Source organism: Vibrio sp. 10N.222.52.B7 (assembly GCF_041474275.1).
GTDB lineage: Bacteria > Pseudomonadota > Gammaproteobacteria > Enterobacterales > Vibrionaceae > Vibrio > Vibrio crassostreae_C.
The window spans coordinates 55,651-69,325 of sequence record NZ_JBFRTU010000021.1 but is presented as its reverse complement, the minus strand read 5'-3'; the positions used below and the strand labels follow the sequence as shown (position 1 = coordinate 69,325).

The window sequence follows — 13,675 nt, the reverse complement described above, 5'->3', positions numbered from 1 at the left end:
ATATGTGATCTATATTAAAGATTGAAAACTGATGGCCAATTCGGCACGAGTAAAAAGAAAAAATGAGACTTAACACCAATCAAAGATATTTTTAGCCAAGTTATCAGATAGCCCAAAGCACTTATCATCAGAAACAAAAAAGCCCCGCTCTGGTTGAGCGGGGCTTCGCAGTTATTGAGTCTTAATTAAGAATTAAGCTTCTGCTTTTTGCAGCTCAGCTTCTTCGTTAGCTTCAACGCCAATTTCGTTTTCAGACTTAGCAACGATAGTGTTAACCGCTGTATCACCGACTACGTTTGAAGAAGTACAGAACATGTCACAGATACGGTCAACAGCAGCAACAATCGCTAGACCTTCTGGTGGTAAACCTAGTTGGTGCAAAAGAACACCGACCATTACAACACCGCCACCCGGAACACCACCAGCACCGATAGACAGTAGCAAGATAGTTAGACCAAGAGTAAAGATGTCAGCAGTGTTGATTGGTTGACCGAATGCGTTTGCTACGAACATTGTCGCTAGTGCGATGTAGATAGATACACCAGACATGTTCATTGTCGCGCCTAGTGGAACACCGAAACCAGCCACTGATTTAGATACACCAAGCTTTTCAGTTAGGGTGCGCATTGTTACAGGAATTGTCGCATTCGAACTTGCTGTTGATAGTGAGAAAAGGATTTGCTCACGGATTGCACGTAGGAATTGCTTAGGTGTAATACCTGTCGCGATGCCAACCATCATTGGGTAGAAGAAGAAAATCCAGAACACTAGCATTGCAACAACCAGTGCTACATAACCAGCTACCGACATTAGCGTGTCTGCATCAAGTGTTGCACCTAGTTGAATCATCAGTGCGAATACACCAAACGGAGCCAGGCTCATTACTAGGCCGATAAGCTTCATCATGATCTCGTTAGCCATCTTGAATGTCTTGATAGCTGGGCCACCACGAGAATCAAGAGCTTGGATAGCAAGACCAGTCAGAATAGCCATGAAGATGATTTGCAGCATGTCTCCACTTGCAAATGCTTCTACAGGGTTGCTAGGAACGATATTAACAACAAGAGAGAAGATATCTGGCGTTTCAGTTGTTGTAAGCGCAATTGTCTCAGAAACCGTACCCGCAAGGTTCGCACCTGCACCTGGTTGGAAAATAAGACCAATCGTTAGCGCTGCTGAAATCGCGATGATGGTGTTAATAATGTAAAGACCAAAGGTTTTACCACCAAGACGACCAAATGAACGAATATCTTTTAGCTCAACAATACCGCAAACAATAGATACGTAAACAAGAGGAACTACAAGCAATTTGATAAGTGATACGAACATACCACCAGCACCTTCGGCAGCGCCAAGTAGATACGTATCAAAAATAGCAATACCGCTGAATAGGTACTGAATAGCAGTACCAATAAGTAGACCGGCGAACAAGCCTACAAAAATTTTACTTGAGAGCGATTTATCCATCGTTCTTCTCCAGTTTGTTGTGTTTGAAATTTGTACTTTTATAGTTATATATGCGACCAAAATCGCTATATGGCAGTGGATTTTACATACAAAGATAACAATTAAAAGTATTTATTTACAAAAACATCACAAATGTGACATCAAAACATTTACTCAATCACAACAAGTTTCATAACACAAAACTCTAAATCGCTGATCTGAATGAAATAAAAAGAACGACATTCTTAATGCGGTTTTGATGCTTATTTACGTGGACTCTCAAGTTATAGGCACAAAAAAAGAGAGGCCTATACCTCTCTTTTTATTTTACGCAAACCAGTGATTTATTTTGTCGCTGCGACTAACTAAGTCAATGCACCAGTCAATCACTTGGCAACGTAATTCGTCATTACTTAGCAACCATAACCATCGCTGGGCGAACCACACGACCGTTTAGTTCGTAGCCTTTTTGCATCACAAACATAACCGTGTTCGATTCGTGATCTGGGCTTTCTTGAATAGACATCGCTTGGTGGAATTCAGGGTTGAACGCTTCACCTTCAGGGTTGATCTCTTTAAGACCAAACTTAGCAACTGTGTCTACGAACGTTTTGTGCGTTAGCTCAACACCTTCATACAGTGGCTTAACCACTTCGTTTTCAGCGTCTGCTGCTTGCATTGCACGCTCTAGGTTGTCGATTACAGGAAGCAGACCTTCAGCAAACTTGTTCAAAGCGAATTTACGCGCTTTATCAATTTCTTGTTCGCTACGGCGACGCATGTTTTCAACTTCAGCTTTCGCGCGAAGAACAGAATCTTGCTGCTCTTTCACTTTAGATTCACTAGAAAGCAGTGCAGCTTCCAGTTGAGCGATTTTTGCTTCCTGCTCATCAGCAGCGTCTTCATTCAGTTCAGCTTCTTCAACTTTCTCAGCTTCAGCGATGATCTGATCTAGCTCTGCTTCGGTTACTTTGTTTTCTTCGTTGCTCATGATATCTCCAGAATTCGTTTTCAATGCAAGTGACAGGCGTGTTTGCGCCCCAAATTGATATAAAACACTCGCATAGACGTTCAACTTGCCTTTATTATGGGGATGAAGAATTTTGATTCAAGCCTAATTCGTTTGGAAACGTTATGAAAAAGCCATTTGAAGTCATCGCCATTATCGGTAAACCTCGAGATCAGCAAGCAATTCAGACTCATAGAGAGCTCTATCAGTGGTTAAGTGCTGAGGGTTATCAAGTGTTTGTTGATGACAGACTCGCCACTATTTTGGACGACATCCCAAAAGAACATTTTTCTAGCCTGATTGAATTAGGTAAACGCGCCGATCTCGCTATTGTGGTCGGTGGTGACGGAAATATGCTCGGTGCCGCTAGAATCTTGTCACGTTTCGACATTTCAGTGATTGGTGTTAACCGAGGTAATCTTGGTTTCCTAACCGATCTCAACCCTGAAAACTTCCAGAGCGCGTTGACTGATGTTCTCAAAGGCGAGTTCATGGAAGAAGAGCGCTTCTTACTTGAAACGGAAATTCATCGTCACGGCCAGATAAAAAGCCACAATGCGGCACTTAATGAGGCAGTACTGCACCCCGGACAAGTGGCGCACATGATCGAGTTCGAAGTGTATATCGATGATAGCTTCGCCTTCTCACAGCGCTCTGATGGCTTAATCGTCTCAACACCGACAGGTTCTACCGCCTACTCGCTTTCCGGCGGCGGCCCTATCCTGTCATCAAGCCTAAATGCTATCTCACTCGTGCCAATGTTCCCGCATACCCTTTCAAGCCGCCCATTAGTGGTGGATGGCAAGCGTCGTATTAAGCTTATCGTATCGCCTGATAACCGTGGAACTCAGGAGGTGAGCTGCGATGGTCAAATCTCACTGCCTGTTTCTCCTGGTGATGAGATCCACATTTACCAAAGCCCGAATGTACTTAAGTTGATCCATCCTAAAGACTACAACTACTACCATGTTCTACGTAACAAACTAGGTTGGTCGAGTAAGCTGTTCTAAAAGAATAAACGCTCCAGTGGTAACCGAAAATTTGAAAGGCTGACGACATTCGTCAGCCTTTTTATTGCCAGTAAAAGCCCGTCGGCTCTAGCTTCTCTGCAGTTCCTTATACCTCCACTCCCAAGAGGGAGGAACGACTGAGTTGGGAATCTATAGCGGTTTCAGTGATCTACGAACAACCTCAATTCTGATAACGGTCGCAAAAAATTTTCACCTGTCGACTTTACTGTATAAAGAAACAGTATATACTGAGCTTATATACAGTATTGTTCAGTTATACAGGTAAATAAAAATGCTGGCTCATTTAAGTGTTAATAATTTCGCTATTGTTAAGTCTTTACAGCTAGAACTCTCTAAAGGCATGACAACAATCACCGGGGAAACTGGTGCAGGTAAATCTATCGCTATCGACGCTTTAGGCTTATGTCTTGGAGGACGATCAGATGCAGGAATGGTTAGACAAGGTGAAGAAAAAACCGAAGTCAGTGCCGCTTTTTTACTTGAGAACAATCTGCATGCAACCCGCTGGTTAGAAGACAACGAATTGCTTGATGGCAGTGAGTGCATCCTGCGCAGAACCATCTCAAAAGAAGGTCGTTCTCGTGCATTCATCAACGGTAGCCCTGTCCCTCTTTCGCAATTGAAATCACTTGGACAACTGTTGATCAACATCCATGGTCAACACGCGCATCACCAGTTGATGAAAAGCGATTATCAAATGGCCATGCTTGATCAATACGCAGGCCACTTGAACCTATTGAAATCGACACGTAATGCTTACCAAGCATGGCGACAAGCGGATAACCACTTAAAAGAGTTACGTGAGAATAGCCAGCAAAACCAAGCTCAAAAACAACTTCTTGAATACCAAATCAAAGAGTTAAATGAGCTGTCTATTGGGGAGGAAGAATATGAAGACCTCGAACAAGAGCATAAGCGCCTCTCCAATAGCGGAGAACTGGCCACAACCTGTCAGCAAGCTATCGAGCTTATTTATGAAGGCGAAGAAGTTAATGCGCTTGGTATTCTGCAATCGGCCAATAACTCCTTAATTCAGTTAGCTGAGCTAGATGAAAGATTGGCCGAGTTACCGAACTTGCTTTCTGAAGCCATTATTCAGATCGAAGAGACCAACAACGAGTTAAGAACCTACCTAGACAGCATTGATGTTGATCCCGGTCGTATGGCTTACGTTGAGGAGCGTTTCTCTAAAGTGATGTCGATGTCTCGTAAACACCACGTGTTACCTGAAGAGCTGTATAAGCACCATCAAGACTTACTACAACAAGTTGAAGCGCTTGATTGCTCTGATGAAAAATTGGAAGAACTGGCCAACGAGGTAGAAAACCAATACCAATCGTTCGTTGCTAAATCAGAGAAGCTTCATAAATCTCGAACTCGTTACGCAAAAGAGCTCAACAAGCTGATCACGCAAAGCATGCACGAACTGAGCATGGAAAAAGCGCAGTTTGCCATTGAAGTGAACAACACCAACACACACCCTTCTCCATTGGGTATGGATAACGTGACCTTCATTGTTTCGACCAACCCAGGCCAACCAATGCAGCCGATTGCGAAAGTGGCCTCTGGTGGTGAGTTATCACGAATCTCACTGGCGATTCAGGTGATCACAGCGCAAAAAGTGGATACACCAAGCCTGATTTTCGATGAAGTCGATGTGGGTATCAGTGGACCAACCGCTGCGGTTGTCGGAAAAATGCTACGTAAGCTGGGCGAATCGACACAAGTTATGTGCGTGACTCACTTACCTCAAGTTGCCGGTTGCGGTCACCAACAACTTTTTGTAGCGAAGAACACGAAATCAGGTAAAACCGAGACTCAAATGCACACGCTTGATGAGCAACAACGCGTTTCAGAGCTTGCTCGACTGCTTGGTGGCAGCCAGATTACCGAATCGACGCTTGCCAATGCAAAAGAGTTATTAATCGCAGCATAGGTTACATATTCAGCAACTTTCTGATAATTTACCGAAAATTCTTGGCAATTTTGCAACTTAATTCAAAATTGCCAGTCATAACAAGCTCAAAGCGCAAGGAGCTTTTTACTTCTTGCTGGAGCTTGTTTATTATCAGGCAGTATTTTAGCGAAGAAAGATCTCAAACTATGCGAATTAAAAAGTGGTTAGTTGCAGTTCCACTTGCACTAACAATGTTGACCGGTTGCTCTCTATTAGAGAAGTTGGTTTATCGAATTGACATCAATCAGGGTAACTATGTTGAACAGGAAGCTGTCGATCAGCTCAAGTTTGGCATGACAAAAACACAAGTTCGTTACGTTATGGGCTCACCTATGCTTATCGAAAATGGCTACCCAGATACGTGGTACTACATTTACCACCACACAAAAGGCCATGAAGACTCGATTCAAAAAAATCTTGTTGTTAACTTTGATGCAACGGGCACCTTAGTGACGATCAATGGTGATTTTGAAGCCAGTGATGAATTCTTCGAAAGCCTTCGCTAGCTTTCAACTAACAAAGCTTTCCAGTCAAAAGCAAGAATCGCAAAAGCCTGCTCATATGAGCAGGCTTTTTAATATCTGCTAACAAATGAGACTGTAGACTGTATTGTCTAACAAACAGATGAAAAAAAGCTCGCTAATGCGAGCTTCTTTATCATTCAAATTTGTTTGGTATTACGATTTAGCCGCCGCTTTCGCTTGTTCAGCACGCTTACGGCGAATTTCTTTTGGATCGGCTAACAGTGCTCGATAAATTTCGATACGATCTTTATCTCGAACGGTTGCATCTAACTTAACGTTGCGGCTGTATACGCCAACTTTATTTTTCGCCAAGTCGATTTCTGGATACAACTCTAAAACACCAGACTGCGCAATAATCTCTTCAACGGTCGCGTTCTTATTTACCACTAAGGTAAATACACGCTGCTCATGTGGAAGCGCAAACACAACTTCTACGTGGATCATATCTGATTCAATAGTCATGGCTTAATAAACCTGTTTCGCGCGTTGAGTAAAAGCACTGACCATATTGCTCGTCAGCTCATTGAAAACCTTACCAAATGCCATTTCAATCATTCGGCTAGAAAATTCAAACTCCAACTTAAGCTCAACCTTACACGCTTGCTCATCGAGCGGAGTAAAATACCAACCGCCCTGCAATTTTTTGAACGGGCCGTCCACCAGCTCCATCAAGATCTCAGCACCATCCGCTAAGCGGTTCGATGTGGTAAATGTTTTGCTGATACCAGCTTTAGAGACATCAACCGAAGCCACCATAGTTGAATCTGAAGATTCGATCACACGTGAACCAGAACACCCTGGCAAAAACTCGTGATAACGAGCAACATCATTGACCAAGTTGAACATCTGGTCGGCACTAAACGACACTAATGCTGAACGAGTAACCTTTGGCATATAGACTCCTGTTAAAGACAGCGTTACATTAACACAAACTGCAATTTTAATTGTATTGGGCCAGAGCGCAAATAAAAAGGATTCCCCAACTAGGGTGCAATCCGTATAATGAGGCCATTATGGCAAAGAATAAATCAAAATCAAAAGCCGGTAGTAATACCATTGCGCTTAATAAGAAAGCTCGCCACGAATATTTCATCGATGATGAGATAGAAGCGGGGCTTGAGCTACAAGGCTGGGAAGTAAAATCCCTACGTGAAGGCAAAACCAATATCGCAGAAAGCTACGTCTACATCCGAGATGGCGAAGCATTCATCAGTGGTATGACGATCACTCCGCTAACTCAAGCGAGTACTCATATCGTGGCGAACCCAACACGCATCCGTAAACTACTAATGTCGAGAAAAGAACTCGATAACCTTATCGGTCGTATTAACCGTGAAGGCATGACACTTGTCGCAACCGCACTTTACTGGTCTCGCTCTTGGGCGAAGATTAAAGTTGGTGTAGCGAAAGGTAAAAAGCTGCACGATAAACGTACTGATATGAAAGAAAAAGATTGGGCGAGAGATAAAGCACGAATTATGAAGAGTAATTTGCGTTAATTTTAAGCACTTAAACGCACAGTGCTAGACAGGGTAAGCTTTTCTGGTACTATGCAAATAACACTTGGGGCTGATTTAGGATTCGACAGGAATTTTGAAGTCTGAGGTGCATGCCGTGGGGCGGTTGGCCACGTTAAAAGCCGCAAAAAAATAGTCGCAAACGACGAAAACTACGCACTAGCAGCTTAATAACCTGCTCAGAGCTCTCTTACCCTAGCTTCCGCTCGTAAGACGGGGACCAATAAGAGATCAAACCCAAACTAGCTAGCGTGGCTTCTCCCACCTGAGAGGAAAAGCGCGAATTATAATTCAGGTTAGCCTTTAACTAGCGTGTCGGTTCGCAGGTTGCTGGTGAAATTAAAGATCGACTAAGCATGTAGTACCAATGATGAATGATTTTTGGACGCGGGTTCAACTCCCGCCAGCTCCACCAAACGTTTGGAAAAGGCCACCTTCGGGTGGCCTTTTTTGTATTTAATTACATGTACTTACTTATAAAACACCACCTATTCTGCCTCATGATGCTTCATACTATCCCACGTTTTTAGTACCCAACTATTTACCTTATACTCAAATCACCACTTAAATTGGGTACTAAGGGAAACTAAATGCCAAGACGAGTTCCGCCTCTAACTGACGCTAAAGTTAAAAACACTCGAGCAACAGACAAAGAGCAAGTTCTTTCTGATGGGAATGGGTTACAGATCAGAGTATTGCCAAATGGAACTAAATCATGGCGGTACGTTTATACCAATCCAGCTTCAAGAAAGCGCGCTAGTATTTCCTTAGGAACCTATCCAACTACGACGCTCGCAACCGAAAGGATTCTAGTACAGGAACTCAGAGAGCTTGTAGCACAACGTATAGATCCCAAAGCTCACAAACTCCAAGAAAGAAAAAAGGAAGAAGCGAAAACTTTTGAGACAACCTTAGATACAGTCTCATAAGGTATAGTTTTTTATATATCCAGAGTCGCGCTATGAAACTTACCGCACTGCTTAAAAAGCACCTGAGCTAGGACTTTTTACCTCTAAATAAAACCAGGCAATAACAAGTTAAAAATAAAAACCATCATGCCACGCAAAAACAAGAACATAACACCACCAAGCAAGCCAAAAACCAACTTAAAATTGACATTATATGCTTAATTAGTGATATTTTATGCCAATCTTAATTATAGCTAAAAACTGACAATGAGCACGACAACCACAACATCGGATACCATCCAAAATAAGACATGGAAAATGCCAGATACTCTGGTGCTAATTTTCTTTATCGCGTTGCTTGCGACTGCAATGACATATGTCATACCTGCAGGCATGTTTGAAACACAAGACATCAGCTATGTTTCTGATGGTGCAGAGAAAACTCGTACCGTTCTAGATCCAGCTTCATTTGCCTATCACACCGACCCCCAAGGCAACCCGATTTACAATACTGTCGGACTATTCGCCAGCGGTGGTGATATCGGCTTAATGAACTTCGTATTTGAAGGTTTAGTGTCTGGATCTAAGTGGGGTTCAGCAATCGGCGTTATCATGTTTATGCTTGTGATTGGCGGTGCTTTCGGCATTGTGATGCGCACAGGTACTATTGATAACGGTATCTTGCGTCTCATAGACAAAACCAAGGGCAGTCAATCTCTTTTCATTCCAGTATTATTTGCACTGTTCTCGCTCGGTGGGGCTGTATTTGGTATGGGTGAAGAAGCCGTCGCCTTTGCCATTATTATCGTGCCGCTAATGGTACGTATTGGCTATGATGGTATTACTACGGTAATGGTGACGTACGTAGCGACTCAGATTGGTTTTGCTGCTTCTTGGATGAACCCATTTTCTGTTGCTGTTGCCCAAGGCATTGCTGGTGTACCTGTCTTATCTGGGGCATCGGTGCGTATCGCTCTATGGGTTTTCTTCACCGCGCTCGGCATCGCTTTTACGATGTGGTATGCGAATTCGGTAAAGAAAGACCCTTCGAAATCTTACAGTAAAGCTGGTGATGTTTACTTCAAGAAGCAACAAGGAGACTTGACTCAATCACGTTGGAATATCGGCGATACGTTGGTGATTCTCACCGTGATAGCGAGCATGACCTGGGTTATTTGGGGTGTAGTGGTTCACGCATGGTACATTCCTGAAATTGCCTCTCAGTTTTTCACTATGGGATTTGTTGCTGGCTTAATCGGTGTTATTTTCCGATTAAATGATATGACCATCAACGACATGGCCGATTCATTTAAGGAAGGCGCAAGTGTGATGCTAGCGCCCGCTATTCTTGTGGGTAGTGCTAAAGGTATCTTGCTGATTTTAGGCGGCGGCAGCGATGCAACCGAGCCAAGCGTACTGAATTCAATCTTAAGCAGTGCGGGCGGTGTGATTAGTGCATTGCCAGAAGCGATGGCTGCTTGGCTGATGTTCGCCTTCCAAGCTATTTTCAACTTCTTTGTAACGTCAGGATCAGGGCAGGCAGCTCTAACGATGCCATTAATGGCGCCACTCGCCGATTTAGCAGGTGTGACTCGTCAAGTCGCGGTTTTAGCATTCCAGCTAGGTGATGGCTTTACCAATATCATCGTCCCAACATCAGCTTCTTTGATGGCAACACTAGGTGTATGCCGCATTGACTGGGGTGATTGGGCAAAATTCTGCTGGCGCTTTATCGTGCTGCTATTCTGCTTGTCGAGCGTTATTATTGTTGCGGCTCACCTGCTGGGTTTTGCATAACAGCGCCTTTCAATATTTACGTGTATCTCAATGGGCAGTTTACTGCCCATTTTTAATCACAGCTTTCAATAACAATCATCCAACACAGACTCAGAATAGATTGTGAACCAGAGACAAAGGAAACTAGTGTGAGAAAAACTACTTATACCAATGATGTTCTAAATGGACACCCTGTAATATCTCAACTCAATGTTGATGACTTACCGATGGGATGCCATCGTTTCTGGTTTGAGGCACAAACTAACGGTGTTGGTCAAAATCATCATTTACCTGTGGTCGTCTATCGCGGTGAGCAAAGTCAAAATGCTCGCAAAATAATGGTAACGGCAGGCGTTCATGGTGATGAATTAAATGGAGTTATTACCGCACAGAAGGTCATTCAAAAGCTCGTAAACGAGGAGATACACGGCACAGTCATCATTATTCCGATGATTAATGTGTCAGGTATGTTGATGCACAGCCGAGATTTTATTTCATCGGATCCGGATGCATCCCCAGCAAACCTTAACCGTATATTCCCTGGAAACCCGAACGGTGATGCCTCACAACGTTTTACACATTCAATTTGGCAGAACCTACTCAGCCATAATGCGGATCTTGCTATCGATCTGCATACCCAAACTCGCGGAGCAGAGTATCCTTTGTATGTCTTTGCCGATTATCGAATCCCCGCAGCAATCAAAATGGCTCGATTGATCAATCCTGACTGTATTTTTGATGATCCAGGTGATGATGGCGTTTTAGAAACGCAGCTCAATAAAAGTGGTACGCCCGCTATCACCGTCGAGGTTGGTTCTGGAAAGGTTTTACAACCCGACCTCATTGAGCGTTCAGTGAATGGCGTGATGAATATCCTGCACTCGGAAAATATCATCTCTACAAAGATAGATCAGCCTCACTATGCCTGCTTTGAAGGCAAAGAAACGGTGACCATTAGAGCCAATGTCGGTGGTTTCGCTCTCCCTCAAGTTAAGGTCAGTGAATCAGTACAATCAAAACAATTGATTTCAATTCAATATGATAGTTTTGGTTCTGAAAAACAACGTTATTACGCCCCTGCTGATGGCTATGTACTCAGTGTCAATCAAGATCCGATGCGTGAACCGGGCGCTTTGTTAGTCAGACTATTGAAGTAACACGTCACTTCATCAAATGGCTCTTTACTGATGGCATTTGAGTCGTTAACCCATATTGTGAAAAGGGGATAACTCGGCAGAGCTATCCCCTTATTATTACTTATAAATATTAATCACTTACTGTGATCGGTATGACTATGATTAGTATTACTGCTGAGAAAGCCCAGTACCACTGCGCCAACCATGACTGCACAAACAATGGCAAATAGACGTGTCATTTGTGCCGAGAGGGACGCAGATCCTGGGTGGCTGATGATCTGATAAGCCAAGGTCGTAAAATTAGTAAACAAGAGCTGATAAATCGTCAGATTCGCCTGCCGCCTGATAGCAAAACACGCAAGTTGCAAACCACACACCAAACTCACGCCATAAATAACCAAGATTGGAGCGCCTGACACCATCATGATCATCACAGGTAACGTAAACAGAATGCCAACGCCAGTGGTGACAAGCTTGTTTCGGCTGAATGTACGGTGGTCGTGATTCGATGGGCTTTTCAACATACTGCCAAGCGTAATCGCAATCAACATCGTTTGTGACACCGAATTTCCTACCAAAATCGCCAGCACAACCACAACCGCGGTCGCTTTAAATGCAACCATGATATAGTCACCAGTAGTGGGCGCATCGGAAACGGCCGCAGTCGGAAGGACATTCACTTCATCCCCCGGGAACAACCAGAACCCCAAGTAAGTGACGATCAAAGCTATCACCAGCTTTTCAAAGAACAATAGGGGCAATCCCGCCATTGGGAGATGCATCTGCTTGTTGACCACCACCATCACGATGACCACGATAATGGTCAGTGTCGCGATGATATCTTTTGTATTCTGATGGCTACGCTGATAACTCCAGAACAGCAATAGCCAGCAATAGAGGACAAAACCGGTTGGCGAGTCGACCAATACACTACCAAAAAACACCACACCAAAGCTGATTAAGATTAATGCAACAATCACCTTTAATATTAAATTAATCGGTGGTTTGGATGGCATCAATGTCATGAACATCACAACAAATATGGGCGACAAAACAGCGAGCATCTGCCCACTTTGTTGATGGTAGAACAATAGCGAAAGCGGCAGTAACACCAATCGAATAATGGAGTTAGCTGAGCTATGAAACATAAGTCCACACGCTTAGAATTCTCATCCAAAGCTGAGCAAGCCACTCACCTGGGGTACTTTGCTCTGTCATGACAGCCACTGTGGCTTGTGAACCAAAACGAATGTTGCTTGGAACCTCACCATGATCAAACACAATATTGACTGGGTAGCGCTGCGCGGCAATAGAATTGGTGTCTGAATTTAAAAAGCCAGTCTCTTGGTCAGTGCTATTGCTGCCACCCGTTCCCCAACCAATGCTATCAACCGTGCCGTATAGCACTCGCCCCGGTAACGCATCCAATACGATCTCAACTCTTTGCCCGACTTGTATATGCTCTAGCGAGTTTTCTCTGTATAACGCAGATATCCACACCTCTCGCGGATCAACAAAGGTCAAAACAGGTGAGCCTGCGGTTGCTCGCTGGCCTACCGTCAGTTGTAGGTTACTCACCACGCCATGAGAAGGAGCCATCACTTGGGTTTTCTGTAAGTTGAGCTGAGCCTGCTCAAGGGCTGCAATCGCCGCCAACACTTGTGGATTATCACTCCCTTCTGGCCCTAACGCTTGTTTTGCCTGAACCAAAGAGGCTTCTGCGGCTTTCAATGACGCTTCAGCACGATCACGATTCTCTATGGCGTTGTCTAATTCAGAGCGGCTAACCAGCCCTTTACTGGCGAGTTCACTCACTCGACTCGCTTGCTCTCGAGAATTATCCCGAGCCGCAACCGCCTCGGTCACTTTCGCTTGTGCAACGTTAACCGCCGCTGTGCTTGCGCCAATATTTTGGCCTACTTGAGCAAGATTCGCTTCAGCGGAACGCAAACTGATCTGATAGTTTCGAGCATCAATTTCAAACAACACTTGGTTCGTTTCAACGACCTGATTATTTTCAGTTTGCACAGACGTGATATTGCCAGAAACTTCAGGAGCAATACGCACAATATAAGAGTGAACACGGGCGATCCCCGTCATTGGTGTGACGCGGTCGGCCCACAAACTGTAAAGCCACACTACTAAAATAACCGAAATAATAATTAAACTAAGCTTACGCGAAGATTTTTCTGCTTTTGACATGCTCTCTCTCTCGATCCGACAGCACGATTTACTCGCCTGCCGAATACGATGTTTTAAAAATTAAAGTGAATTCCACTTCATTGTAGTCTAGTCGATCTGTCTCTTGAGTAAAAACAAACGATTACTTGAAATATTGTCACGGCAACAATTAACAATCAACAAAAAGCCA

The 13,675-nt window shown here is 43.9% G+C and carries 13 protein-coding genes and 1 other RNA gene; 8 read left to right on the top strand and 6 right to left on the bottom strand.

Going from position 1 to position 13,675, the window contains the following annotated elements:
* Positions 1-192: 192 nt before the first annotated feature.
* Positions 193-1,467, bottom strand: a complete 1,275-nt coding sequence (locus AB4512_RS08255) for a dicarboxylate/amino acid:cation symporter (RefSeq protein WP_372174742.1) — start codon at positions 1,465-1,467, stop codon at positions 193-195.
* A gap of 388 nt (positions 1,468-1,855) precedes the next feature.
* The gene (grpE, locus tag AB4512_RS08250) at positions 1,856-2,437 is read right to left on the bottom strand and encodes a nucleotide exchange factor GrpE (protein WP_017069543.1); all 582 of its coding nucleotides are present in this window, start codon (positions 2,435-2,437) and stop codon (positions 1,856-1,858) included.
* 143 nt (positions 2,438-2,580) lie between these two features.
* On the opposite strand from grpE, the gene nadK reads away from it, so the two are divergent.
* From nadK to bamE, 3 genes are all read left to right on the top strand, one after another.
* Positions 2,581-3,465 carry an NAD(+) kinase gene (nadK, locus tag AB4512_RS08245; RefSeq protein ID WP_017066747.1) on the top strand — a complete coding sequence of 295 codons (885 nt, stop codon included), beginning with the start codon at positions 2,581-2,583 and terminating at the stop codon, positions 3,463-3,465.
* Positions 3,466-3,757: 292 nt separating this feature from the next.
* Entirely contained in the window at positions 3,758-5,422 is a 1,665-nt protein-coding gene (gene recN / locus AB4512_RS08240; protein WP_017059862.1) for a DNA repair protein RecN, read from the top strand.
* 167 nt (positions 5,423-5,589) lie between these two features.
* A complete protein-coding gene (bamE, locus tag AB4512_RS08235) occupies positions 5,590-5,949 on the top strand; it encodes an outer membrane protein assembly factor BamE (RefSeq protein ID WP_010438918.1) in 360 nt (119 codons plus the stop codon).
* A gap of 171 nt (positions 5,950-6,120) precedes the next feature.
* On the opposite strand, the gene AB4512_RS08230 is transcribed toward bamE, so the two are convergent.
* Both AB4512_RS08230 and AB4512_RS08225 read right to left on the bottom strand, forming a co-directional pair.
* Positions 6,121-6,429, bottom strand: coding sequence for an RnfH family protein (locus tag AB4512_RS08230; RefSeq protein WP_016796754.1), 309 nt, complete (start codon positions 6,427-6,429; stop codon positions 6,121-6,123).
* Positions 6,430-6,432: 3 nt separating this feature from the next.
* Complete coding sequence (locus AB4512_RS08225; RefSeq protein WP_017065998.1) at positions 6,433-6,861, bottom strand: SRPBCC family protein; 429 nt, start codon at positions 6,859-6,861, stop codon at positions 6,433-6,435.
* A 119-nt stretch (positions 6,862-6,980) separates the two neighbouring features.
* Between AB4512_RS08225 and smpB the strand changes: the two genes are divergently transcribed.
* From smpB to AB4512_RS08200, 5 genes are all read left to right on the top strand, one after another.
* On the top strand, positions 6,981-7,466 hold the full coding sequence (smpB, locus tag AB4512_RS08220; RefSeq protein WP_004735156.1) for an SsrA-binding protein SmpB: 486 nt from the start codon (positions 6,981-6,983) through the stop codon (positions 7,464-7,466).
* A gap of 66 nt (positions 7,467-7,532) precedes the next feature.
* Positions 7,533-7,899, top strand: a transfer-messenger RNA (tmRNA) gene (gene ssrA / locus AB4512_RS08215).
* A gap of 175 nt (positions 7,900-8,074) precedes the next feature.
* Positions 8,075-8,413, top strand: coding sequence for an Arm DNA-binding domain-containing protein (locus tag AB4512_RS08210; RefSeq protein WP_137001232.1), 339 nt, complete (start codon positions 8,075-8,077; stop codon positions 8,411-8,413).
* A 297-nt stretch (positions 8,414-8,710) separates the two neighbouring features.
* Positions 8,711-10,189 (top strand): putative basic amino acid antiporter YfcC, encoded by a 1,479-nt coding sequence (gene yfcC / locus AB4512_RS08205; RefSeq protein WP_017071864.1) that lies wholly within the window; start codon positions 8,711-8,713, stop codon positions 10,187-10,189.
* A 128-nt stretch (positions 10,190-10,317) separates the two neighbouring features.
* Positions 10,318-11,325, top strand: coding sequence for a succinylglutamate desuccinylase/aspartoacylase family protein (locus tag AB4512_RS08200; RefSeq protein ID WP_017059743.1), 1,008 nt, complete (start codon positions 10,318-10,320; stop codon positions 11,323-11,325).
* A gap of 113 nt (positions 11,326-11,438) precedes the next feature.
* On the opposite strand, the gene AB4512_RS08195 is transcribed toward AB4512_RS08200, so the two are convergent.
* The gene (locus AB4512_RS08195; protein ID WP_017059742.1) at positions 11,439-12,452 is read right to left on the bottom strand and encodes a DUF2955 domain-containing protein; all 1,014 of its coding nucleotides are present in this window, start codon (positions 12,450-12,452) and stop codon (positions 11,439-11,441) included.
* Positions 12,442-13,506 (bottom strand): HlyD family secretion protein, encoded by a 1,065-nt coding sequence (locus AB4512_RS08190; protein WP_017059741.1) that lies wholly within the window; start codon positions 13,504-13,506, stop codon positions 12,442-12,444. The genes AB4512_RS08195 and AB4512_RS08190 overlap by 11 nt, the downstream gene beginning before the upstream one ends.
* Positions 13,507-13,675: the final 169 nt, after the last annotated feature.

Excerpts from the sequence above, each read along its gene's own strand:
- AB4512_RS08255 (WP_372174742.1), bottom strand. The coding sequence starts at position 1,467 with ATGGATAAATCGCTCTCAAGTAAAATTTTTGTAGGCTTGTTCGCCGGT.
- grpE (WP_017069543.1), bottom strand. The coding sequence starts at position 2,437 with ATGAGCAACGAAGAAAACAAAGTAACCGAAGCAGAGCTAGATCAGATC.
- nadK (WP_017066747.1), top strand. The coding sequence starts at position 2,581 with ATGAAAAAGCCATTTGAAGTCATCGCCATTATCGGTAAACCTCGAGAT.
- recN (WP_017059862.1), top strand. The coding sequence starts at position 3,758 with ATGCTGGCTCATTTAAGTGTTAATAATTTCGCTATTGTTAAGTCTTTA.
- bamE (WP_010438918.1), top strand. The coding sequence starts at position 5,590 with ATGCGAATTAAAAAGTGGTTAGTTGCAGTTCCACTTGCACTAACAATG.
- AB4512_RS08230 (WP_016796754.1), bottom strand. The coding sequence starts at position 6,429 with ATGACTATTGAATCAGATATGATCCACGTAGAAGTTGTGTTTGCGCTT.
- AB4512_RS08225 (WP_017065998.1), bottom strand. The coding sequence starts at position 6,861 with ATGCCAAAGGTTACTCGTTCAGCATTAGTGTCGTTTAGTGCCGACCAG.
- smpB (WP_004735156.1), top strand. The coding sequence starts at position 6,981 with ATGGCAAAGAATAAATCAAAATCAAAAGCCGGTAGTAATACCATTGCG.
- AB4512_RS08210 (WP_137001232.1), top strand. The coding sequence starts at position 8,075 with ATGCCAAGACGAGTTCCGCCTCTAACTGACGCTAAAGTTAAAAACACT.
- yfcC (WP_017071864.1), top strand. The coding sequence starts at position 8,711 with ATGCCAGATACTCTGGTGCTAATTTTCTTTATCGCGTTGCTTGCGACT.
- AB4512_RS08195 (WP_017059742.1), bottom strand. The coding sequence starts at position 12,452 with ATGTTTCATAGCTCAGCTAACTCCATTATTCGATTGGTGTTACTGCCG.
- AB4512_RS08190 (WP_017059741.1), bottom strand. The coding sequence starts at position 13,506 with ATGTCAAAAGCAGAAAAATCTTCGCGTAAGCTTAGTTTAATTATTATT.